The organism is Streptosporangium carneum, from assembly GCF_027922005.1.
Classification (GTDB): domain Bacteria; phylum Actinomycetota; class Actinomycetes; order Streptosporangiales; family Streptosporangiaceae; genus Streptosporangium; species Streptosporangium carneum.
The window spans coordinates 1-21,217 of sequence record NZ_BSEV01000019.1 but is presented as its reverse complement, the minus strand read 5'-3'; the positions used below and the strand labels follow the sequence as shown (position 1 = coordinate 21,217).

Annotated in this window: 21 protein-coding genes; 15 read left to right on the top strand and 6 right to left on the bottom strand. The window is 71.2% G+C overall.

Annotation, left to right across the window (positions count from 1 at the left end; translation table 11 throughout):
• The first annotated feature begins 120 nt into the window (after positions 1 to 120).
• From PKF00_RS30715 to PKF00_RS30690, 6 genes are all read left to right on the top strand, one after another.
• Positions 121 to 921, top strand: a complete 801-nt coding sequence (locus PKF00_RS30715) for a prepilin peptidase (protein ID WP_271221173.1) — start codon at positions 121 to 123, stop codon at positions 919 to 921.
• A gap of 70 nt (positions 922 to 991) precedes the next feature.
• A complete protein-coding gene (aroC, locus tag PKF00_RS30710; protein WP_271221172.1) occupies positions 992 to 2,170 on the top strand; it encodes a chorismate synthase in 1,179 nt (392 codons plus the stop codon).
• Positions 2,171 to 2,237: 67 nt separating this feature from the next.
• On the top strand, positions 2,238 to 2,741 hold the full coding sequence (locus PKF00_RS30705) for a shikimate kinase (RefSeq protein WP_271221171.1): 504 nt from the start codon (positions 2,238 to 2,240) through the stop codon (positions 2,739 to 2,741).
• Positions 2,738 to 3,814, top strand: a complete 1,077-nt coding sequence (gene aroB / locus PKF00_RS30700) for a 3-dehydroquinate synthase (RefSeq protein WP_271221170.1) — start codon at positions 2,738 to 2,740, stop codon at positions 3,812 to 3,814. The genes PKF00_RS30705 and aroB overlap by 4 nt, the downstream gene beginning before the upstream one ends.
• Positions 3,815 to 3,896: 82 nt before the next feature.
• Positions 3,897 to 4,331, top strand: a complete 435-nt coding sequence (gene aroQ, locus PKF00_RS30695) for a type II 3-dehydroquinate dehydratase (protein WP_271221169.1) — start codon at positions 3,897 to 3,899, stop codon at positions 4,329 to 4,331.
• 7 nt (positions 4,332 to 4,338) lie between these two features.
• A complete protein-coding gene (locus tag PKF00_RS30690; RefSeq protein WP_271221168.1) occupies positions 4,339 to 5,115 on the top strand; it encodes an SGNH/GDSL hydrolase family protein in 777 nt (258 codons plus the stop codon).
• A 164-nt stretch (positions 5,116 to 5,279) separates the two neighbouring features.
• Here the strand turns inward: PKF00_RS30690 and PKF00_RS30685 are convergent, their stop codons facing one another.
• Positions 5,280 to 7,253 (bottom strand): ATP-dependent DNA helicase, encoded by a 1,974-nt coding sequence (locus PKF00_RS30685; protein WP_271221310.1) that lies wholly within the window; start codon positions 7,251 to 7,253, stop codon positions 5,280 to 5,282.
• A gap of 334 nt (positions 7,254 to 7,587) precedes the next feature.
• Between PKF00_RS30685 and PKF00_RS30680 the strand changes: the two genes are divergently transcribed.
• Both PKF00_RS30680 and PKF00_RS30675 read left to right on the top strand, forming a co-directional pair.
• Positions 7,588 to 9,117 (top strand): hypothetical protein, encoded by a 1,530-nt coding sequence (locus PKF00_RS30680; protein WP_271221167.1) that lies wholly within the window; start codon positions 7,588 to 7,590, stop codon positions 9,115 to 9,117.
• A 75-nt stretch (positions 9,118 to 9,192) separates the two neighbouring features.
• Complete coding sequence (locus PKF00_RS30675; RefSeq protein ID WP_271221166.1) at positions 9,193 to 10,776, top strand: Na+/H+ antiporter; 1,584 nt, start codon at positions 9,193 to 9,195, stop codon at positions 10,774 to 10,776.
• On the opposite strand, the gene PKF00_RS30670 is transcribed toward PKF00_RS30675, so the two are convergent.
• Complete coding sequence (locus tag PKF00_RS30670) at positions 10,773 to 11,030, bottom strand: ubiquitin carboxyl-terminal hydrolase 14 (protein WP_271221165.1); 258 nt, start codon at positions 11,028 to 11,030, stop codon at positions 10,773 to 10,775. The two genes, PKF00_RS30675 and PKF00_RS30670, sit on opposite strands and share 4 nt — an antisense overlap.
• 373 nt (positions 11,031 to 11,403) lie before the next feature.
• Between PKF00_RS30670 and PKF00_RS30665 the strand changes: the two genes are divergently transcribed.
• The 4 genes from PKF00_RS30665 to PKF00_RS30650 all read left to right on the top strand — a co-directional run bounded on the left by PKF00_RS30665 (position 11,404) and on the right by PKF00_RS30650 (position 13,597).
• Positions 11,404 to 11,805 (top strand): DUF8711 family protein, encoded by a 402-nt coding sequence (locus PKF00_RS30665; protein ID WP_271221164.1) that lies wholly within the window; start codon positions 11,404 to 11,406, stop codon positions 11,803 to 11,805.
• Positions 11,806 to 11,950: 145 nt separating this feature from the next.
• Positions 11,951 to 12,292 (top strand): YidH family protein, encoded by a 342-nt coding sequence (locus tag PKF00_RS30660; protein WP_271221163.1) that lies wholly within the window; start codon positions 11,951 to 11,953, stop codon positions 12,290 to 12,292.
• On the top strand, positions 12,289 to 12,612 hold the full coding sequence (locus PKF00_RS30655; RefSeq protein WP_271221162.1) for a DUF202 domain-containing protein: 324 nt from the start codon (positions 12,289 to 12,291) through the stop codon (positions 12,610 to 12,612). Before PKF00_RS30660 ends, PKF00_RS30655 begins: the two co-directional genes overlap by 4 nt.
• Before the next feature lie 259 nt (positions 12,613 to 12,871).
• The gene (locus PKF00_RS30650; RefSeq protein ID WP_271221161.1) at positions 12,872 to 13,597 is read left to right on the top strand and encodes a hypothetical protein; all 726 of its coding nucleotides are present in this window, start codon (positions 12,872 to 12,874) and stop codon (positions 13,595 to 13,597) included.
• Between the two features lie 237 nt (positions 13,598 to 13,834).
• On the opposite strand, the gene PKF00_RS30645 is transcribed toward PKF00_RS30650, so the two are convergent.
• Complete coding sequence (locus PKF00_RS30645) at positions 13,835 to 14,536, bottom strand: aggregation-promoting factor C-terminal-like domain-containing protein (protein ID WP_271221160.1); 702 nt, start codon at positions 14,534 to 14,536, stop codon at positions 13,835 to 13,837.
• A gap of 324 nt (positions 14,537 to 14,860) precedes the next feature.
• Complete coding sequence (locus tag PKF00_RS45235) at positions 14,861 to 15,277, bottom strand: aggregation-promoting factor C-terminal-like domain-containing protein (RefSeq protein WP_425582193.1); 417 nt, start codon at positions 15,275 to 15,277, stop codon at positions 14,861 to 14,863.
• Positions 15,278 to 15,499: 222 nt separating this feature from the next.
• Between PKF00_RS45235 and PKF00_RS30635 the strand changes: the two genes are divergently transcribed.
• On the top strand, positions 15,500 to 15,985 hold the full coding sequence (locus tag PKF00_RS30635; RefSeq protein WP_271221159.1) for a glutathione peroxidase: 486 nt from the start codon (positions 15,500 to 15,502) through the stop codon (positions 15,983 to 15,985).
• On the opposite strand, the gene PKF00_RS30630 is transcribed toward PKF00_RS30635, so the two are convergent.
• Positions 15,957 to 16,955, bottom strand: a complete 999-nt coding sequence (locus PKF00_RS30630) for a LacI family DNA-binding transcriptional regulator (RefSeq protein ID WP_271221158.1) — start codon at positions 16,953 to 16,955, stop codon at positions 15,957 to 15,959. The genes PKF00_RS30635 and PKF00_RS30630 overlap by 29 nt on opposite strands.
• A gap of 177 nt (positions 16,956 to 17,132) precedes the next feature.
• Here PKF00_RS30630 and PKF00_RS30625 point away from each other — a divergent pair, with 177 nt between their 5' ends.
• Complete coding sequence (locus tag PKF00_RS30625; protein WP_271221157.1) at positions 17,133 to 18,353, top strand: ABC transporter ATP-binding protein; 1,221 nt, start codon at positions 17,133 to 17,135, stop codon at positions 18,351 to 18,353.
• A 236-nt stretch (positions 18,354 to 18,589) separates the two neighbouring features.
• Here PKF00_RS30625 and PKF00_RS30620 read toward each other — a convergent pair whose 3' ends face one another.
• Entirely contained in the window at positions 18,590 to 19,342 is a 753-nt protein-coding gene (locus PKF00_RS30620; RefSeq protein ID WP_271221156.1) for an SDR family NAD(P)-dependent oxidoreductase, read from the bottom strand.
• A gap of 87 nt (positions 19,343 to 19,429) precedes the next feature.
• Between PKF00_RS30620 and PKF00_RS30615 the strand changes: the two genes are divergently transcribed.
• Positions 19,430 to 20,644, top strand: a complete 1,215-nt coding sequence (locus tag PKF00_RS30615) for a PQQ-dependent sugar dehydrogenase (protein ID WP_271221155.1) — start codon at positions 19,430 to 19,432, stop codon at positions 20,642 to 20,644.
• Positions 20,645 to 21,217: the final 573 nt, after the last annotated feature.

Sequence of the window (21,217 nt, the reverse complement as noted above, 5' to 3'; positions counted from 1 at the left end):
TCTCCCGCGTAGGGTTCGGCCCGTGAACGAGCACGGCGAGCACGACGAGCACGGCGGGACGTTCCGCGGGCGGCCGTTCGAGGAGACGGCGCCTCCCGGGCGGCCGGTCAGGAAGGCGGCGTGAGCCTCCTGCCCGTCGCGGCGGCCCTCGCGGGCCTGCTGATCGGGCTCAGGACGAGGGGCCTGGTGGTGCGCCACTCGGTGGCCGAGGGAGAGCCGCTCCGCCACGCCTGCCCTCGGTGCGCGGCCGCGCTGACCGCGCCGGCCGTGCTGTCCGCAGGCCGCTGCCCCGGCTGCCGCGGACGGATCGGACCCCCGGCGCTGGCGGTCGAACTCGTCACCGCGGTGGCGCTGACCGCCCTCGCCGTGCGTCACCTCTCGATCCCGTGGCAGGACACGGCCGGGACCGCGACCGCCTCAGGGGCCGCGGGGACCGCGGGAACATGGGCATGGGCGGCTCAGGCGGGGGAGTCGCTGGCCTACGGATGGCTGGCGGTCGTCGCCGTCCCCCTGCTCTTCGTCGACGTCGCCGTGCACCGCCTTCCCGACCGGCTCACCGCCGCCGCCTACCTGGGAACGACGACGCTGCTCACGGCGACGGCCCTGCTGACGGGCGGGTACGGCGACCTGCTCAGAGCCTTCCTCGGCGGGCTGGCCCTCGTGGCCTTCTACCTGCTGCTGTTCCTGGTCAACCCCTCGGGCATGGGGCTGGGCGACGTCAAGCTCGCGGCGAGCCTGGGCACCGCGCTCGGCTGGCTCGGCTGGCACACGCTGGTCACCGGCGCCTTCCTGGGGTTCGCCTACGGCGCCCTCTACGGCGGCGCGCTGCTGCTCGCACGTCGCGCGGGCCGCGGCGCCGAGATCCCCTTCGGCCCTTTCATGATTCTCGGAGCCTTCACGGTGGTCCTCACCGGTATTTGACCGGATCTCCACCGTCTCAGCCAGTGAGCTGCGGCCATTCCAGTGGGCGGCACATGGAAGACTTGTCACCATGTTGCGCTGGTTGACCGCCGGAGAGTCCCACGGCCCTGAGCTCGTCGCGATTTTGGAAGGCCTGCCCGCCGGAGTGGAGGTGACCACGGCCGACATCGACAGAGCACTGGCGAGACGCCGCCTGGGCTACGGCCGCGGCGCCCGCATGAAGTTCGAGCAGGACGTGGTGAACGTCGTCGGCGGAGTGCGGCACGGCCGCACGCTCGGCAGCCCCGTCGCCATCCGCGTGGGCAACACCGAGTGGCCCAAGTGGGAGACCGTCATGGCCGCCGACCCGGTCGACCCCGCCCTGCTGGAGGGCCAGGCCCGCAACGCGCCGAGGTCGCGCCCCCGCCCCGGCCACGCCGACCTCGCCGGCATGCAGAAGTACGGCTTCGACGACGCCCGTCCCGTTCTCGACCGGGCCAGCGCCCGCGAGACCGCCGCACGGGTCGCGCTCGGCCAGGTCGCCCGCGGCTTCCTCAAGCAGGCCCTCGGCGTCGACATCGTCAGCCACGTCGTCTCGATCGGCGAGGCGCAGACCACGGCGGGCGTCGTCCCCGGTCCCGACGACATGGACGCGGTCGACGCCGACCCGGTGCGCTGCGCCGACCCCGCGGGCAGCGCCGCGATGGTCGCCGAGATCGACAGGGCGCACAAGGACGGCGACACCCTCGGCGGCGTCGTCGAGGTGATCGCCTACGGGCTGCCGCCGGGCCTGGGCAGCTACACCCACTGGGACCGCCGCCTCGACGCGCGCCTCGCCGCCGCCCTGATGGGCATCCAGGCCATCAAGGGGGTCGCCGTCGGAGACGGCTTCGAGACCGCCCGCCGTCCCGGCTCCCGAGCCCACGACGAGATCGAGAACACCGCCGACGGCGTCCGCCGCATCACCAACCGCGCGGGCGGCGTCGAGGGCGGCATGACCAACGGCGAGCCGCTGCGCGTCAGCGCGGCGATGAAGCCGATCTCCACGGTGCCCCGGGCCCTGGCCACCATCGACGTGCTTACCGGGGAGGCCGCCAAGGCCCACCACGAGCGCTCGGACGTGTGCGCCGTGCCCGCCGCCGCGATCGTCGCCGAGGCGATGGTCGCGCTGGTCCTCGCGGACGCCGCGATCGAGAAGTTCGGCGGCGACTCCGTCGAGGAGGTCGCCCGCAACCTGTCCGGATACCTTTCGTCAATGGTGATCAAGTGAGCGTGCGAACCGGCGGACGGGGCGCCTCCTGCCTCCTGACCGCCGAACGGCGCGCCGAGGAGGCGCAGTGAGTCCCCGCGTAGTCCTGGTCGGCGCCCCCGGAGCGGGCAAGTCGACCGTCGGCCGGTTGCTGGCCGGTCGGCTGCGGGTCGCCTTCCGCGACACCGACGCCGACGTCGAGGCCACGGCGGGCAAGCCGGTCGGCGACATCTTCGTCGAGGACGGCGAGGAGCGCTTCAGGGAGCTGGAGGCGCAGGCCGTACGGCAGGCGCTGGCCGAGCACGACGGCGTGCTCTCCCTCGGCGGCGGCGCGGTGCTCGCCGAGGCCACGCGGGAGCTGCTGGCCGGACACCCGGTGGTCTACCTCGAGGTCGGCCTGTCGCAGGCCGTGCAACGGGTGGGCCTCGCCTCGGCGCGGCCGCTGCTCGTGCTCAACCCGCGCAGCCAGCTGAAGAAGCTGATGGACGCCCGCCGCCCGATCTACGAGGGGCTGGCCACGCTCACCGTGGCCACCGACGAGCGCGACCCCGACGAGGTCGTCGAGGAGATCGTGAAGGGGATCGAGTCATGACGACCTCCAGGATCAAGGTCGGCGGGGAGGCCCCCTATGACGTGGTGATCGGCGCGGGCGTGCTCGGGGAGCTCCCCGGGCTGCTCGGCCCCGCGGTCCGCACCGTCGCGGTGGTCCATCCGGCGAGCCTGCCGGAGATCGCCAGGCCGGTCTGCGGCGCGATCGAGGCGGCCGGACACCAGGTCGTCCCGTTGCCGGTGCCCGACGCGGAACAGGCCAAGACGGTCGAGGTGGTCGCCGGGCTCTGGTCCGAGTTCGGGCGTCACGGCGTCACGAGGTCCGACGCCGTGGTCGGCGTCGGCGGGGGGGCCACCACCGACCTGGCGGGCTTCGCCGCGGCCACCTGGCTGCGGGGCGTCAAGGTCGTGCAGGTGCCGACCACGCTGCTCGGCATGGTCGACGCCGCGGTCGGCGGCAAGACCGGGATCAACACCCCCGAGGGCAAGAACCTGGTCGGCTCCTTCCACCCTCCGGCGGGGGTCCTGTGCGACCTCGCCACGCTGGTCTCGGTGCCCCGCGACGACTACGTCGGCGGCCTCGCCGAGATCATCAAGGGGGGTTTCATCGCCGACCCGACGATCCTGACGCTCATCGAGGACGACCCGGAGGGCGCACGCCACCCCGAGGGGCGGCACACCCGCGAGCTCATCGAGCGGAAGGTCCAGATCAAGGCCGACGTGGTCGGCGCGGACCTGCGTGAGGGCGGTCTGAGGGAGATCCTCAACTACGGCCACACCCTGGCCCACGCCATCGAGCGGGTCGAGGGATACCGCATCCGGCACGGCGAGGCCGTCGCCGTCGGCATGGTCTACGCCGCCGAGCTCTCCCGCCTGGACGGCCGGATCGGCTCCGCCGTCGTGGAGCGCACCCGGTCCATCCTGACCTCGGTCGGACTGCCCACGGCCTACCGTCGTGACGCGTGGCCCGAGCTCCGCGAGCACATGCGCCTGGACAAGAAGAGCCGCGGAGCCAAGCTGCGTTTCGTCGTCCTGGACGACCTGGCCAGGGTGTCCCCGCTCGAGGACCCGCCGGAGGAGCTGCTCGAAGCCGCGTACAAGGAGATCGCCCGATGAGGGCGGCGGTCTTTCGGAGGGCGGGCGAGGCACACAGGAGCCGCGGGAGGCACGCGGCCGGTCGAGAGCGGTGAGTGAGCAGATGAGATCCGTGTACGTTCTCAACGGCCCCAACCTGTCGCGGCTCGGCACCAGGGAGCCGGACGTCTACGGCGCCGAGACGCTGGCCGACCTGACCGCGCTCTGCCGCGACACGGGCAGGGAGCTGGGCCTGTCCGTGGAGGTCAGACAGACCGACGACGAGGCCGAGATGATCGCCTGGCTGCACGAGGCGGCCGACGGCCGGGTCCCGGTGGTCCTGAACCCCGCCGCCTTCACCCACTACTCCTACGCGCTGCGCGACGCCATCGCCCAGCGCACCGCGCCCCTGATCGAGGTGCACATCTCCAACCCGGCCGCCCGCGAGGAGTTCCGGCACACCTCGGTGGTCGCGGCCGTGGCCACCGGCACCATCGCGGGATTCGGGCTGAGGTCCTACGTTCTCGCCCTGCAGGCCGTCGCGGAGATCGCACAGTGAGGCCGCGGTGAGCTACCGCTCCTTCGTCGCCCTGGGCGACAGCTTCACCGAGGGCCTGAACGACCCCGCCCCCGGCGGCGCGGGCATGGGACGGGGGCGTCACCGGGGCTGGGCCGACCGGGTCGCCGAGCGGCTGGCCGCCCTCGACCCGGAGTTCCGCTACGCCAACCTCGCGGTGCGGGGCAAGCTCATCGACCAGGTCGTCGAGCACCAGGTCCCGCGGGCGGTCAGGATGCGGCCCGACCTGGTCAGCCTCTGCGCCGGGGGGAACGACCTGCTCCGTCCCGGCAGCGACCCCGACCGGATGGCCAAGAAACTGGCGGGAGCCGTACGGTCGCTGCGGGCCACCGGTGCCGAGGTGCTGCTGTTCACCGGCGTCGACCCGCGAGACTTCCCGATCATGCGCCGCGCCCGCGGCACGTTCGCGATCTTCTACATGCACGTCCGGTCCATCGCCGACCTGCACGGCTGCCACCTGGTCGACCAGTGGTCGATGCAGGGCCTGCGCGACTGGCGCGCCTGGAGCGACGACCGCCTGCACATGAACGAGGAGGGGCACCGGATGGTGGCCGCCAAGGTGTGCGACGTGCTCGGGATCGAATGCGACGACGAATGGCGCAGGGCCTGGCCGCCGCGTGAGCGGGTCGACCCCGGGATCAGGCGTCGTGAGGACGCCCGGTGGGTCCGTGAGCATCTCGGGCCCTGGGTCGTCCGCCGCCTGCGCGGGCGCTCCTCCGGCGACGGCCTCGACCCCAAGCGTCCTGACCTGGACGTCTTCGGCTGACCACCCGGGCGGGCAAGCGCGTGGCCCGGGCCCCGGACGGCGTGACCGTGTGCTCTCCAGGCCCCGAGCGGCGTGATCGCGCTCCGTATCCCGACCGAGTGGCAGGGCGCACGGCCCGTCTCTGAGCGGCGTGACCGCGCGCTCTCCGGCCCGGAGCGGCCTGACTACGCCGTTCCGAGCCGCTTGAGCGCGTCGCGGACCTTGAGCGGGTCGTTGGTGGGCCAGAAGGGCGGCAGGGAGTCGCGCAGGAAACCGGCGTAGCGGGCGGTGGCGAGGCGGGGGTCCAGGACCGCGACCACGCCCTTGTCATGCTGGCTGCGCAGCAGGCGGCCCGCGCCCTGGGCGAGCAGCAGGGCGGCGTGGGTCGCGGCGACCGACATGAAGCCGTTGCCGCCCTTGGCGGTGACGTGACGCTGGCGGGCCGAGCTCAGCGGGTCGTCAGGACGGGGGAACGGGATGCGGTCGATGATGACCAGCCGCAGGGAGGGACCGGGCACGTCCACCCCCTGCCACAGGGACAGGGTGCCGAACAGGCAGGTCGGCTCGTCCTCGGCGAACTGCTTGACCAGCTGCATCGTGGAGTCGTCGCCCTGGCAGAGCAGCGGCACGCTGAGCCTTTCCCGCAGCGCCTCCGTGGCGGCCTTGGCCGCGCGCATCGAGGAGAACAGGCCGAGGGTCCGGCCTCCCGCGGCCTCGATCAGCTCGGTGATCTCCTCGAGGTAGGCCTCGGGCAGTCCGTCGCGGCCTGGCTGGGGCAGGTGCTTGGCGATGTAGAGGATGCCGCTGCGCGGATGGTCGAAGGGGGAACCGACGTCCAGCCCAGTCCAGCCCGCCTTGCCGTCCTTCCCGCCGCCGAGGCCCCACTGACGGGCCAGGCCGTCGAAGGCCCCGCCCAGGGCGAGCGTGGCGGAGGTCAGGACCACCGTACGGTCGCCGAAGAGCTTGTCGCGGAGCATCCCCGCCACGGTGAGCGGGGCGATCCGCAGCAGGGGCGGACGCCGGTCGGTGGCCGCCTCCAGCCAGACCACCTCGGCCCTGTCCACCTCCTCCGCGTGGCCGAACGCGTCAAGCATGCGCTGCGCGGTGTCGTGGATCTCGTCGAGGGCGGTGAAGGCCGCCTTGCGCAGCCCGGCGCTCTCCGGGTCGTCCTTGTCCCCGCCGGTCCTGGGGCCCATCGCGGTGATGCAGGCCCACGCCGCGTCGCGGACCAGGGCCAGCGTCAGCCCGAGCACCTGGGGGAGCTCGTCGAGGCGGCCCGCGGGCGCGGCGGCGAGCAGGGCCTTGAGGTCCTCTCCGGCCTCCATGAGCCGGTCGGAGATCGCCTGCTCGATGAGGCGCCCGACCCGGCGCACCGCCAGCGCGACCATGCCCTCCGACAGCTCGCCGCTGACGACGGAGGTCACCCTGTCGACCAGCTCGTGGGCCTCGTCGACCACGACCACCTCGTGCTCGGGCAGCAGGGGGATGTCCTCCATGGCGTCGATGGCCAGCAGCGCGTGGTTGGTGACGACGATGTCGGACTCGCCCGCGCGGGCACGCGCCAGCTCGGCGAAGCACTCCATGCCGCTCGGGCAGCGGGTCGCGCCCAGGCACTCCCTGGCGCTCACCGAGAACTGCCGCCACGCCTGCTCGTTGACGCCGGGCACGAGCTCGTCACGGTCGCCGGTCTCGGTCTCCTGCGCCCACTCCTGGATGCGCTGGACCATCCGTCCGGTCGCGCCGACCTCGCGCGGCTCGAAGAGCTGGTCCTGCTCGTCGTCGGGCCATCCCGCACTGGCCTTGTAACGGCACAGGTAGTTGCGGCGGCCCTTGAGGATGGCGAACGTGGGCTGGTGGGGCAGCTGCGGGGCGAGCGCCTCGGAGAGCCGGGGCAGGTCGCGGTCCACGAGCTGGCGCTGCAGCGCGATGGTGGCCGTGGAGACGACCACGGCGCCCTTGGAGGTCATCGCGTGCCGTATCGACGGGATCAGGTAGGCCAGGGACTTGCCGGTGCCGGTGCCGGCCTGGACCGCGAGGTGGTCGCCGGAGCGGATCGCGCGCTCGACCGCCCGCACCATCTCGATCTGGCCGGGGCGCTCGACCCCGCCGACCGCCGCGACGGCGGTGCTCAGCAACTCCTCGACCGGGGGCGTTTCCACCTCGGGGGGCGCCGTGGAGGGCGCCGTCGAGGAGACGTCTTCAGCGGGAGCGATGGAGTCGGTCGGCACGACAGCCAACCGTACCGGCTTCCTCCGACAATCGCGGCTGGCTCCGGGGAGTCACCTCGTGGACGCATCCCGGTATTCCGGAACGTGAGGCTCCTGTCGCGTGGCAAACTTGGCTGGATCATCCGGATCACCGAACCTCGACAGGTCGAAGAAGATCGTCGTCTTGGTATTACCTAGACGGTAGGTGGGGACGGAAAGACCGGTTCGGTAGGGTTTCCCGAGGTTGAGTGGACGAATAAAGGCTGGTTAGCGCACGATGTCCTCCATGTCGGAAGTTGTCCCATTGCCGTCGTTCGGCGAAGTGTTCTTTGACGAGCGTGGCCAGGAGCGGGTGCTCCGGGTCACCTGGCACGAAGGCACCCTGGTGCTGAGCCTGTGGCGCGGAGAGATGTGCACCGCCAGTTTCCGCATGCCCATGAACGACGTCGGGCGGCTGGTCGACACCCTCGACGAGGGTTTCGTCGAGGCGGGAGGCCAGTACCCCGACGAGGTCGGCGAGCACGGCCACCCGACGGACCAGGCGACCTACCAGGACCACGGGGAGTTTCCCGGCACCGGACAGTACGCCCGGCCGCGTCCCGAGGACTACGCGGGCCAGCAGCAGTACTCCGACCCGGCGGCCACCCAGGTCGTCCCGGCGGCGGAGGAGCAGCGCCCGGTCGCGGCGCTCAGCCCCACCGACGTGCTCGTCGCGCGCGGGGGCGTGCCGCCTTTGGACCGGTCCCAGGAGCGCGCCGCGGGATACGGTCACGCCGACGCGGTGCCGCGGGAGAACATGATCGTCAACGACTCCCTGTCCTACGGGCAGCCGCAGCCCGTCGAGCCGCTCGGCCCCGGCCCGGGGGAGCCCGCCTACCAGATGCCCGGCGACCTCTACCCGCCCCAGCAGCAGCCCGACCTCTACGGCGCGCCGCCCCAGCAGCCGGATCCGTACGGCGCGCCGCAGGGCCGGCAGCCGGACCCCTATGGCGCGCCGCCTCAGCAGCCCGACCCATTCGCGCCGCAGGGCCAGCAGCCCGACCCGTTCGCGCAGCAGGGGCACAGGCCCGCCGACCCGTACGGCATGCCCGGGCAGCCGGACCCCTACGGCGCGCCGCCCCAGCAGCCGGACCCGTACGGCGCGCCGCAGGGCCGGCAGCCGGACCCCTATGGCGCGCCGCCTCAGCAGCCCGACCCGTTCGCGCCGCAGGGCCAGCACTCCGACCCGTTCGCGCAGCAGGGGCACAGACCCGACCCGTACGGCATGCCCGCCCAGGGCCAGCAGCCCGACGCCTACGGTCTGCCGTCCCAGCAGCCGGATCCGTACGGCGCGCCGCCCCAGCAGCCGGACCCGTACGGCGCGCCGCCCCAGCAGGCCGCGGACCCCTACGCCACCCAGAACGTCAGGCAGCGTCCCGGAGGCTCCTTCACGCCTCGCATCGACCAGTTCGTCGACCAGTTCCCGCCCTCGCCCCAGCAGGCGGTCCCCGACCCCTACGCCACGACCGGGCAGTCGACCGACCCCTCGGGCTTCCCCGCCCAGCAGACCCCCTACCCCGCGGGACAGCCCGACTCCTACGGCTATCCCGCCCCCTCCCAGCCCGACCCCTACGCCTTCGGCGCCCAGCAGCCCGTGCAGCCCGCCCCCCAGGCGGGGCACCCGGCGGACCTGCGCGACCTGTACGGCTCACCGCCCGCCTACCAGCAGGAGGTGGACCCCTCCGACCCGCTGGGCATCTTCGGAGGACAGCAGTCCGACCAGCGCCCGCGTCCCGAGCAGCGCTACGACGAGCGGGAGGAGCGCCGCGACTGGTGAGCCGCGCCCGGGTGCGCGTCAGGGCAGTGGAGGCCCTGCCGTAGTCTGAGCACTCGCAAGCGGTTGAGGAGTGGGATGAATCAGGCGTCAGCCGTGCAGCTTCTGATCGTCCCGATCATCGCGATCGCGGTGGCCGCGGTGGCCAGGCGCAAGGGGTGGCCCTCTCCGCTGCTGCTGGTGCTGGCGGGCCTGGTGCTGTCGCCGCTGGTGCCGGGATACGAGCTCGACCCCGAGCTGGTCCTGCTGGTGTTCCTGCCGCCGCTGCTCTACTCCGCCGCCATCGACAGCTCCTACCTGAGGCTCAAGGCGGTGCGCCGCCCGGTCGCGTTGCTGTCGATCGGGCTGGTGCTGTTCACCACCCTGGTCATCGGCTGGGTCGTCCACCTGCTCCTGCCCTCCCTGCCGCTGGCCGCCGCGTTCGCGCTCGGCGCGATCGTGGCGCCGCCCGACGCGGTCGCCGCGGTCGCGGTGGCCCGCAGGCTCGGGCTGCCCCGCAAGGTGGTCGCCATCCTGGTCGGGGAGAGTCTCTTCAACGACGCCACCGCGCTCACCGCCTACCGGGTGGCCGTCGCCGCCGCGCTCGGAGAGGGGATCAGCTGGCTGGACGCCGCGGGCAGGTTCCTCTACTCGGCGGCGGGCGGTGTGGCGGTCGGGCTCGTGCTCGCCTGGTGCCTGGCGTGGATACTGGTGAGGCTGCGGGACGCGCTGGTCGAGAACACCATCATGCTGCTCATCCCGTTCGGCGTCTACCTGGCGGCCGAGTCCGTCCACGTCTCCGGCGTGATCGCCGTGGTGATCGTCGGCCTCTACATCGGCCACCGCATGCCCCGCGCGGCCTTCGGGACCCGCCTGCTGTCCGACGCCGTCTGGCGGGTCGCGGACTTCTTCCTGGAGACGATCGTCTTCGCGCTGATCGGCCTGCAGCTGTGGCCGGTCATGGGAGCGCTGCAGGGGGCCGACCCCTGGAAGCTCGCCGGAATGGCGCTGGCGGTCTTCGCGGCCGTGGTGCTCTCCAGGATCGTCTGGGTCGTGCCCAGCATCTACCTTCCCCGGATCCTGTCCAAGAGGGTGCGCGGGCGCGAGCCGCACGCCCCGTCCTGGCAGAACGTGACCATCGTCAGCTGGGCGGGCATGCGCGGAGTGGTCTCCCTGGCCGCCGCCTTCGCCATCCCGCCGGACTTCCCCGGGCGGGCCACGCTGCTCTTCCTCACGTTCGTCGTGGTGATCGGCACCCTGCTGGTCCAGGGGCTGTCGTTCCCCATGCTCATCCGCCGGCTGAGGATCTCCAACCAGGAGGAGATCTTCAACGACAACCTCTCCGAGGCCGCGGCCCAGCAGGCGGCGGCGGACGCCGAGCTCGCCCGTCTCGAGGAGCTGGTCGCCGAAGGCGTCGCCGACGTGCACCAGGAGGTCGTGGAGCAGCTCAGGTCACGGGCCGAACGCCGGGCGCTCACCGCCTGGGAGCGCCTCGGCGGCGGCACGGGGCCGCAGGGCGAGGAGACGCCGAGCACCGTCTACCGCCGTCTGCGCAGGGAGATGCTGGCGGCGGGGCGCGAGGTGTTCGTGCGTCTCAGGGACGAGGGCCGCATCGACGACGAGGTGCTCAACAGGGTCATGCACGAGCTCGACTTCGAAGAGGCCACCCTGGAGCGCGACTAACCGATGACGTTGTCGAGGTAGCACCACCGCCAGTTCTCACCCGGTTCGAAGGAGGCGACGACCGGGTGGTCGATCTCCTTGAAGTGGGCGGTCGCGTGCTTGCCGGGCGAGGAGTCGCAGCAGCCGACGTGCCCGCACGAGAGGCATTTGCGCAGGTGGACCCAGCTTCCTCCGGTCGCGAGACACTCCTCGCATCCCTCGGGGGTGCGAGGAGACGGGTTCTGGGCTTGCGTGATGTGGGCGCAGGTGGACATGTTCCCCCTCGTGTTGTTTTCCGACGGTGATCGTACGGCCGGAGCCGTGCTCCCACCCGGTCGCCGCCCGCCGACCCGGCGGACGCTCTCACCGCGCGGTTCCTGACACGCCGTTCCCGGCGGCCGTCTCCCCGGGCGGCCGCGGCGTGCCGGTTCGCCGTCTTCCGTGACGGTCGGCGGTGTCGTTCTCGGCGACGGACCGCAGAACGGAGTGCTCAATAACGGTATAAGGGTCGATTCACTTTACTCTGTGCCCTATGGGTCCTCTGTGCCCTCCGGCGCCCGCCGGAGCGACGACGGGTGCCGGAACACCGAGATAACAGGCAGGGCACGGCGCCGCCTGCGGTACGGCCTCGTTGGGTAGGGTCTGGGTATGCGACCCCTTCCGCGACGAATCCCCGCCCTCGCCGCCTCCGCGCTGGCCGCTGTCCTTCTCACCGCCGGGTGCTCGGAGCTCCAGCAGGTCTCCGACGGCGTCGACAAGGCCCAGCAGTGCCTGCAGGCCGCGGGCATCGTCACCGACACGGTGAAGAAGGTCACCGGCCTGGTCGACGACCCCGCCGCGATGGACAAGGCGCTGAACGACGGAGCGACGAAGCTCGGCGAGCTGGCGGACAAGGCGTCGAACACCACGCTCAAGGAGGCCGCGGACGGGATCGCCGCCAACCTGGAGAAGCTGAACGTCACCGACGCCAACAGCGCCGTCGACGCGCTGCAGAAGCTCGGGAACGACTCGGTGAAGTGGGTCGAGACGCTGACCGGCGCCTGCGCCTGAGGCCTCACGGCTCCCGGCCCCTGGCGGGCCGGAGAAGGCCCCTGCGCTCCGGCTTCTCGACCGCAGGCCCTCCTGTCGGCTGGGCGGGCGTTTCGCGCATTCCCGAGTTCTCGATGGGAAATATGGTTGAACTAACGTCGCAAATATGGACCCATCTCGGGACGAACCGGACCCCCGATTCACACTCGCGAACGAGCGCACCTTCCTGACCTGGCTGAGCACGTCGCTCGCGCTGAGCGCGGGCGGCGTCGCCATGGCCGCCGTCTCCGCCGACGTCTTCGTCCCCTGGATGAGGACCGTGCTGGCGCTCACCCTTGTCTCGCTCTCCGCCCTGTGCGCGGCGATGGCCTACCCCCGCTGGCGCAGGGTCCAGCGCGCCCTGCGCGGCGGAACGCCGCTGCCGGAGCCCGCGCTCGCCCCTCTCCTCGGGTACGGCGTGGCGGCCGTGGCCGTGCTGGCCATGGTCCTCATCCTGATGAGCCGATGATCCCGATCTGGGACGAGGGGCTGCAGAACGAACGGACCCGTCTGGCCTGGGTCCGCACCGCCGCGGTGATGGCCGTCGGCGGCCTGGGCGCGGGCGGCGTCGTCCTGCGCGCCGGAGTCTCCCCGGTCGCCGTCATCCCCTTCGCCCTGGCTTCGGCGAGCGGGGCGCTCCTGCTCGCCCGCACCGGCGTCCGCTACCGGCACGTCCAACGCGCCCTGCACGAGGGCGATCCTCTCGACGACCGCGCCGACGCCGTCATCGCCTGGCTCGGCACGATCGCCGTCGTCCTGGGGGCGGCCGCCTTCGTCCTCATCCGCTGACTCCGCGGCCGATCCCGCCTGCCGGTCGTGGCGGTCGTCCCCTTCGCCTGTGGGAGGGCCACCCGCCTCTCCACCCTGCCACCCGCCCCCACCCTGCCTTCACCGTGCCGGTACCCCGGCGGTCTTTCCCGCAAGGCGGGCGGAGACGGAACAGGACGTAGGCGAAAAAATGCAATTGGGCGCACGTATCCCACCGAAAGACCGTCGCCCTCCGGGTAAGTGCTCCTGATTCACGGAAAATGAGGCAGGATAGCGCAGCATGTCACGCTTCGATGATCTGCCCGGCTACGCGGCGTCGATCGCTCCGCTGATCGACGCCGTTCACCTCGGCGTCCACATCGCGAGCAGACCGCTCGGAAGGGAACTCGTCGAGCGCTCGGGACTGCACGCCGACCTGCTGGTCGACCTTCGGTACGTGCTCCCCGCCCGGCCGCTCACCCCATGGGGTTTGGCCGCGCTCTACCGCTACAACCCCTTCGACGACGCCGAGTTGGAGATCCAGGTCGCCCAGGGCGCCCTCGTCGCGGGCCACGGCGGAGTGTGGCGCGCCACGGACAGGGCGCTCGCCTTCATCGCCGAGCTGTACGGACTGCACGCGGTGGTGACCGGCGAGATGTGGGCGGCCCACACCGACCGGCTGCCCGAACTCGCCGATCTCGCCGGACGGCTCGTCGTGGCCGCCGCGGGCAGCGGAGGAACGGCCTTCGCCCAGGCCGCGCCGCCGTACGAACCCGAGGAGACGCCGGACGGCGTGCTGCTGTTCAACCGCCTCGCCGCGCTGCGTTACCACCGCGCCGACGCCCACGCCGCGGCCTGGCAGGAGGCCGGTCTAACCGCCGCGCAGATCGTCGGCCTGCCCTCCGGGCCCTTCCGGGACCGGATCGAGGCCGAGACGAACCGGGGGGCGGCGGTGCCGTACGAGACGCTGACGACCAGGGAGAGGCAGACCCTGCTGGTGGGGCTGAGCGTCCTCGACCAGCCGTAGCCCGTGCCCGCCGGGCACGGTGAGCGAGGGGGCTTCATTGGGACGCCGTGACCGAGAACACCCTCGGATTCAGCGGGATCCGGCTTCGCAACGCCCGTCCGCGCCCGGATCCCGAACTTCACCGGGTTCCATGACCGCGACCGTCGCGACGTTCCCCGGGGCCGGGAGTGACGTCCGGGACCCGGAGGTCCCGGACGTCAAAGGAGTGTTCCCTTCCCCTGGACACTCCTCGTGCGGTCAGTACCAGTTGCTGGACCGGAAATGACCCCAGGCTCCGCACGGTGACCCGTAGCGGCTCTTGATGTAGCGCAGACCCCAGTTGATCTGCGTGATCGGATTCGACCGCCAGTCCCCGCCGCTGCCGCTCATCTTCGAGCCGGGCAGCGCCTGGGGGATGCCGTAGGCACCCGATGACGGGTTGTGCGCCTCGTGGTTCCAGTTGCTCTCCCTGGTCCACAGGCTGTCCAGGCACTGGAACTGACTGTGGGACCACGAACGGCGGGCGACGAGGCGAAACGCGATCGCCTTGTTCCTGCTTCTTGAGGCTCTCGCAACCCGCATGACCCTCGGTGCGGCCCTGGTGAACCAGACGGCCCGGTGGACCGTCCTCGCCGACGCCCTCGCGACCGGCGTCGCGATTTCCCTGGCCGTCGTGGTCTCCCGGATCGTCCCGCTCTCCTCGGCCGTTCCGATTCTCTCGGCGACCTCGACGCTCTCGGTCGTCCGGGTCTGATCGGCGGCCTCGACGCTCTCGGCCGTTCCGATGTTCTCGGCGACCTCGGCGACCTCGACGTCCTCGGCCGTTCCGATCTCCTCGGCGACCTCGGCCCTCTCGGTCGTTCCGACGCCCTCGGCCCGGCTGATGGCCGCCGATCCGACCACGGTCGATGCGGCGAGCATGGTCAGAACGGTGTTGCGCAGAACACGGTAGCTGTTCACTTTCATCCTTGTCCGCTGGCCGCGTGCGGGAGGGCGCGGAGGACCTCGGTCCTCTGCGCGCTTGACGATCCGGCGCCCGTGGCTCGGGCGGGGACGCCCGCGTGGTCTCGCCGGCCCGTTTCCGGCATGAGACACCGCGACGTGTTTCTCTAGGCGGCTTTCTAGTACGCCGGGGGAGCGGCGACAGGTGCCTGTGACACGCGGAGAGAAGGTGTTTGCCCGATCTTCGCGGTCTACGGGTGGTTCGGCGGGGACCGCCTGACCGCGGATCATTCACCTGGGGGAGCGGGGGATGGGAAAATCACCCCGCCATGGGGTTTGGATCTAGTACCAGCCGTGTGAGCGGAAGTGCGCCCACGCTCCGCACGGCGAGCCGTAGCGCTGCTTGATATATCCCAGGCCCCATCTGATCTGCGTCCTGGGGTTGGTGCGCCAGTCGCGGCCCGCGCTGGCCATCTTCCCGCCCGGCAGTGCCTGGGGGATGCCGTAGGCGCCGGAGGAGCGGTTGTGTGCCCTGTGGTTCCAGTTGCTCTCCCTGGTCCAGAGTCGCTTGAGGCAGCCGAAGTGAGCCCTGCTCCATCCTCTGGCGGACACCATGGGCGCAGCGATGGCCTGGTTGCCCCGCAGTGCGAAGGAAACCGATGAGGCGGACGCGGGGGAAGCCTGGGCGACGGTGGCGGTGGTGCTGACGGCGAGCGCCGAGGTGACCAGCATCAGGCTGGTACGGCGTAGCGTCGGCATAGGAAAGTGGCCTTTCGCCGGGTTCGGGGGACGCCGTCACGATGCCTCAGGGATCCCTTGCCGACCAGGTCGACACAGCCTGTCAACGCTCTTGTCAAAGATCGGTAAGAAAAGGATCATTCACCTGGTGAGGGGCTCGGCATCTCATCTGTGGCATCCATCACATTTCACTTTTTGGACCACATAACTCTTAAACGTGACAGCGGGATTAGGGTGCAGATCATGAGCATTCGTGATATTCCGCTTCGCACCCTTGCCGACGCCCCCACCACGCTCGCCGAACTGGCGGGGGACAAGGCCGTCCTCGTCGTGAACGTCGCCTCCCGGTGCGGGCTGACCCCGCAGTACGCCGGGCTCGTCCAGCTCCAGCAGACCTACGGCGAGGCGGGGTTCACCGTCGTCGGCGTCCCGTGCAACCAGTTCATGGGTCAGGAGCCGGGAAGCGCCGAGGAGATCCAGGAGTTCTGCTCCACCGCCTACGGGGTGGACTTCCCGCTGCTCGCCAAGACGGACGTCAACGGCGAGGACCGGCACCCGCTCTACGACTCGCTCACCCGGACGCCCGACGCCGACGGCGAGGCCGGCGACGTCCAGTGGAACTTCGAGAAGTTCCTGGTCGCGCGGGACGGAGAGATCCTGGCCCGCTTCCGTCCGCGCACCGAGCCAAAAGACCCCGCCGTCATCGCGGCGATCGAGAAGTCCCTCTAGGTCCGCAGCTGCCCCTGACGATCAGCTCGGTGGGCAGTGACACGCCGCGCGGGCGCCTGCCGCCCGCGCGCAGCACCAGCTCGGCCGCGCGGTAGCCGATGTCCCGGGCGGGCTGGGAGATCACAGTGAGCGGGGGAGAACACAGCTCGGCCCAGGGCACGTCGTCGAACATGATCAGCGAAAGGTCCTTGGGCACCCTCAGGTCCAGTTCCCGGGCGGCGAGCACGGCGGCCTCGCCCAGCAGGTTGCCTCCGGCCAGCACGGCGGTCAGGTCGGGCCTGTGCTGGAACAGTCCGGCGGCGGCGGCGTACGCCGAGTCCCTGGTGCCGCGCGCGAGCACGATGAGCTCCTCGTCGACCAGGTCTCCCAGCGCCTGCCGGAACGCCGCGAGGCGCTGCTGTTGTCCGGGGCCGCCGAGATAGGCGATGCGCCGATGCCCCAGCCCGGTGAGGTAGTCCACCGCGGTCCGCACGCCCGCGCGGTCGTCGGCCAGCACCGAGGGCACGTCGTCCCTTCCCGCCGCGATCCGGTGCGCGAAGACCGTGGTGAGCCCCGCCCTCAGAGTGGGGATCCAGGTCTCCGCGTCGCCGGAGGGCACCGCGATCACCCGGTCGACGCCCTGCTCGAGCAGCATGCCGATCGCCTCGGCCTCGCGCTCCTCGTCGTCGCCGGTGGTGCTCAGGATCACCGGCTCACCCGCGGAGCGCGCGCAGGCGAGCACGCCGTCGGCCAGGCGGGCGTAGAAGGTGTCGGTGATGTCGGGCAGCAGCAGCCCGATCCCGCCGGAGCGCTGCTGGCGCAGGTTGCGGCCGAGCGCGCTCGGCCGGTAGTCGAGCTGGGCCGCGACGGTCAGCACCCGTTCCCTCGTCTCGGGACTGGCCGAACCGCCGGACAGAACCCGCGACACCGTGGCCACCCCGACCCTCGCCGCCTCGGCGACATCCTTGATGGTGGTACGACGCATGTTCATGGAAACGATTCCATCATGATTTCCGTGGCGGATCCAGCGCGAAGAGATAACAGAAGCGCCGTTGACTAGGCTGTACCGGACGAGGCCTTGACATGGATCATCCTTTCCGGTGAGATGCATGAAAACGTATCCACATCGGGTGAACGCGGGGTTGGCCCGAGGCGCTAAGGACTGTCCATGGCATCCATCGTTCTCAGCAAAGTCGACAAGATCTACGCAGGCGGTGTAAAAGCCGTGAACGGCCTTGACCTTGAGATCAAGGACGGCGAGTTCATGGTGCTGGTCGGCCCGTCCGGCTGCGGCAAGTCCACCGCCCTGCGCATGATCGCCGGCCTTGAGGACATCAGCGGCGGCGAGATCGCCATCGGCGGCCGGGTGGTCAACCACCTGCCCCCGAAGGACCGCGACATCGCCATGGTCTTCCAGAACTACGCGCTCTACCCGCACATGACGGTCGAGGAGAACCTCGCCTTCGGCCTCAAGCTTCGCAAGATGCCCAAGGCGGAGATCTCCAAGCGGGTCAACGAGGCCGCCAAGATGCTCGGTCTCGAGCAGTACCTCAAGCGCAAGCCCGCCGCCCTGTCCGGTGGTCAGCGCCAGCGTGTCGCGATGGGCCGCGCCATCGTGCGCGAGCCGCAGGCCTTCCTCATGGACGAGCCGCTGTCCAACCTGGACGCCAAGCTCCGCGTCTCCATGCGCGCCTCCCTCAACACCCTGCACGACCGCCTCGGCGTGACCACCGTCTACGTCACCCACGACCAGGTCGAGGCCATGACCCTCGGCGACCGCGTCTGCGTTCTGCGCGACGGCCTGCTCCAGCAGGTCGACACCCCGCAGAACCTCTTCGACAACCCGGTCAACCTGTTCGTCGCGGGCTTCATGGGCTCCCCGTCGATGAACTTCGTCAACGCCGAGCTGGTCCGCGGCGACGGCGGCGCCTACGTCGCCTTCGCGGGCTTCAAGCTGCCGGTTCCCACCGAGAGCTTCGCCGACAAGCCCGGCCTCGACCAGTGGTTCGGCAAGAAGATCATCCTGGGCGTGCGGCCCTCCGACTTCGACGACGCCGTCGCCGCCAACGGCGCGGCCGGGAGCTGGAGCCGCCTGCAGGTCCGCGCCGAGGTCACCGAGGAGCTCGGCTCCGAGATCAACGTCCTGTTCCTGATCGACGCCCCGCCGGTCCAGCACCAGGACACCGTCGCCGCCGCGGACGCCGGTGAGGACGAGGAGGCGACCCTGCCGCTGGTCGGCGACAAGTCACTGTGGACCGCCCGCGTCAACTCCCGCAGCCACGTCCGTCCCGGCCAGAACATCGAGCTGGTCGTCGACACCCGCAACCTGCACTTCTTCGACCCGGTCTCCGGCCTGGCCATCGGTCACCCGGCCAACATCCACATCTGACCGGCCCCGTGGACCGGAAGGGCCCGCGCCGCAACCCCCTCCTGCGGCGCGGGCCCTTCCGCTGTGCACGGACTGTCCGCGGTCCTGTCCGCCGGCCAGGTCCGTCAGCCCGGTCCGCCGGCTCGCCTCACGGGCCCGCCCGTTGTGCCCGGGCCGTTGAAGGGCTCTCGTCGTTCCAGGACGTCGCGCCGTTCACGGCCCTTCCACGGGTGCTCGACAGGTCGGCGGCTGTCGTGTCACCTACGGCCGAGGCGGCGGGAAACCCGGGCGGCCAGGCCGCGGGGGACCAGCTTGCCCGCCCCGACGATGACCTTGTAACGCAGGTCCGGCACGCTCACCCGCCTGCCGAGGGCCAGGTCCCGCATGGCCTCGTTCACCACGTCGTCCGCCGACAGCCACAGGAAGCCCGGAATGCCGGAGGTGTCCATCGAGGCTCGGGAGTGGAACTCGGTCCGCACGAACCCGGGGCACAACGCCATCACCCGCACGCGGGTGCCCGTGAGCTCCGCCGCCATGGACTCGCTGTAGTTGACCACCCACGCCTTCGACGCGCTGTAGGTGCCCCGGTTGAAGAACGCGGCGACCGACGCCACGTTGACCACCGCGCCCCGGTCGCGCTTCCTCATGCCGGGCAGCGCGGCCATCGTCAGCCGCAGCACCGCCTCGCAGTGCACCTTCAGCATCCGCAGCTCGTCGCCGACGGCGACCTCGAGCGCCACACCGGGATGGCCGAAGCCCGCGTTGTTGACCAGCAGGTCGATCCCCTGGCGAAGCCGCCCCTCGACCCGCTCCAGTCCCCCCTCCGAGGCCAGGTCGGCGGCGAGCACCTCGACCTCCACCCCGTAGCGCAGGCGCAGGCCCTCGGCGGAGGCGGTCAGGCGCTCCTCGTCGCGGGCGACCAGAACAAGGGAGAACCCGTCGGCGGCCAGGCGCCGGGCGAACGCGGCACCGATGCCGGCCGTCGCGCCCGTGATCAGTGCTGAAGGCATGCCCGCAGTCTAACGTCGTGGTCGGCAGCCTTCGCGCCCGTCGCCGGACGCCGGGCGGACCACGGATCCGTCGCCCATCATTGAGGAATGAGGAACGTGTCGATCTCCCGCCGGGCCGGACTGGGGGCGGCCGCGCTGTGCGCGGCACTGCTGGCCGGTTCCGTGGCCTGCTCCACGTCCACCCCCGCCTCAGCGCCCACTTCTGGGCCCACTTCTGGGTCCACTTCAGCGCCCCCTTCTGGGCCCGCCGCCACCCCCGGCTCCACGCCCGCGGGGTCCGCCGCGCGGGTGCGGTTCACCGAGTTCGCCCGGCTCGACATGCCGGTGGCGATGGCCGTGCGCAAGGGTGACCCGACCCTCTACGTGGCCGAGCAGACCGGACGGCTGCGCGCCATAACGGACGGCGAGGTCGCGCCGGAACCCGTCGTCGACCTTTCGGCCGAGGTGAGCGACGGCAACGAGCAGGGCCTGCTCGGCGTCGCCTTCCACCCCGACGGGGACTTCCTCTATCTGGACTGGACCGACGCCGACGGGCACACCCACGTCACCGAGTGGGCCTTCGCCGACGGCAGGGCCACCGGGCGCAGGGACGTGCTCGTGCAGCGACAGCCGTACGCCAACCACAACGGGGGACAACTGGCCTTCGGCCCCGACGGCCGTCTCTACATCGCGCTGGGCGACGGCGGCAGCGGGGGAGATCCGCAGGGCAACGGCCAGAACACCGGCACCTGGCTCGGGAAGATCCTCAGGATCGACCCGCGCGGCACGCCGTACAAGGTGCCCGAGGACAACCCGTTCGTCGGCAAACCAGGGGCGAAGCCCGAGATATGGGCCTACGGCCTGCGCAACCCCTGGCGGTTCACCTTCGACAGGAAGACCGGCGACATGTGGATCGGCGACGTCGGCCAGGACGCGTGGGAGGAGGTCGATTTCCAGCCGAGAGGAAAAGGCGGTCGTAACTACGGCTGGAATCACAGGGAGGGAAATCACCCGTTCCGCGGCGGGACGGCCGAGGGCGCGGTCGGCCCGGTCATCGAGTATCCCCTGCGCGAGGGCGGAAACTGTTCGGTCGTCGCCGGATATGTGTATCGAGGCAAGCGCATTCCCGCCCTGGAGGGACGTTTCCTCTACGGTGATTTCTGTGCGGGATGGGTCAGGGCCGTCGCGGCCGACCGTCCCGGGCGAGGCGAGGACGTGGGCAGGGTCGAGCAGCTTTCGTCCTTCGGCGAGGACGGCGACGGCGAACTGTACGCTCTCAGCCTGGCCGGTCCCGTTTACCGTCTCGAACCGGGAACCCCCTGACTCCGGCGCTTCGCACGTCCCTCCGCGATCCCGCCCCATATGATTCTCCGGGGTCGCGTCACTCGACGTGATCTTCCGGACGCCTTCCGCGGCCACCGCTTCACGGCGGGGCCGCCTGTTCGCCCAGCGTCAACGGACGGAGAACAGTCGGCGATCCTTCGGTAAGACCCGCAGGTCGTGTGGGCCGCCCTTTCCAGTGGTCGATATAACGGGTTCCGTGGAGATGTCGCTCATATTTCGAATGACATCTCCTGGAGCCTGAATTCAACACTGGCGGGGAGTTTGAAATGGCTGGAAAACACACGATACCTATTCTTCTCGGAGTGGCCCTCGGGGCCGCCGGGCTGATGCCCCTCACCGCGGGAACGGCGCTCGCGGAAAGCTGCGCGTCCGTTTCGGCGTCCGGCACGCTCCTGCAGCCGCCGCCCTACCCGCCACGACCCCGCCCCGGCGGCGGCGGTGGCGGCGGCGGAAGGGGCGGCGGACAAGGCGGCGGCGGTGGCGGTCGAGGCGCCGGCGGTGGCGGTGGCGGTGGCGGTGGCGGTGGCGGTGGCGGTGGCGGCGGTGGTGGTG

What these genes read in the sequence shown, in the direction of transcription:
- PKF00_RS30615 (WP_271221155.1), top strand. Translation starts at nt 19,430, where the DNA reads ATGAGGAACGTGTCGATCTCCCGCCGGGCCGGACTGGGGGCGGCCGCG.
- PKF00_RS30650 (WP_271221161.1), top strand. Translation starts at nt 12,872, where the DNA reads ATGTCACGCTTCGATGATCTGCCCGGCTACGCGGCGTCGATCGCTCCG.
- aroC (WP_271221172.1), top strand. Translation starts at nt 992, where the DNA reads ATGTTGCGCTGGTTGACCGCCGGAGAGTCCCACGGCCCTGAGCTCGTC.
- PKF00_RS30655 (WP_271221162.1), top strand. Translation starts at nt 12,289, where the DNA reads ATGATCCCGATCTGGGACGAGGGGCTGCAGAACGAACGGACCCGTCTG.
- PKF00_RS30675 (WP_271221166.1), top strand. Translation starts at nt 9,193, where the DNA reads ATGAATCAGGCGTCAGCCGTGCAGCTTCTGATCGTCCCGATCATCGCG.
- PKF00_RS30660 (WP_271221163.1), top strand. Translation starts at nt 11,951, where the DNA reads ATGGACCCATCTCGGGACGAACCGGACCCCCGATTCACACTCGCGAAC.
- PKF00_RS30625 (WP_271221157.1), top strand. Translation starts at nt 17,133, where the DNA reads ATGGCATCCATCGTTCTCAGCAAAGTCGACAAGATCTACGCAGGCGGT.
- PKF00_RS30665 (WP_271221164.1), top strand. Translation starts at nt 11,404, where the DNA reads ATGCGACCCCTTCCGCGACGAATCCCCGCCCTCGCCGCCTCCGCGCTG.
- PKF00_RS30630 (WP_271221158.1), bottom strand. Translation starts at nt 16,955, where the DNA reads ATGAACATGCGTCGTACCACCATCAAGGATGTCGCCGAGGCGGCGAGG.
- PKF00_RS45235 (WP_425582193.1), bottom strand. Translation starts at nt 15,277, where the DNA reads ATGCCGACGCTACGCCGTACCAGCCTGATGCTGGTCACCTCGGCGCTC.
- PKF00_RS30680 (WP_271221167.1), top strand. Translation starts at nt 7,588, where the DNA reads ATGTCGGAAGTTGTCCCATTGCCGTCGTTCGGCGAAGTGTTCTTTGAC.
- PKF00_RS30620 (WP_271221156.1), bottom strand. Translation starts at nt 19,342, where the DNA reads ATGCCTTCAGCACTGATCACGGGCGCGACGGCCGGCATCGGTGCCGCG.
- aroB (WP_271221170.1), top strand. Translation starts at nt 2,738, where the DNA reads ATGACGACCTCCAGGATCAAGGTCGGCGGGGAGGCCCCCTATGACGTG.
- aroQ (WP_271221169.1), top strand. Translation starts at nt 3,897, where the DNA reads ATGAGATCCGTGTACGTTCTCAACGGCCCCAACCTGTCGCGGCTCGGC.
- PKF00_RS30635 (WP_271221159.1), top strand. Translation starts at nt 15,500, where the DNA reads ATGAGCATTCGTGATATTCCGCTTCGCACCCTTGCCGACGCCCCCACC.
- PKF00_RS30670 (WP_271221165.1), bottom strand. Translation starts at nt 11,030, where the DNA reads ATGTCCACCTGCGCCCACATCACGCAAGCCCAGAACCCGTCTCCTCGC.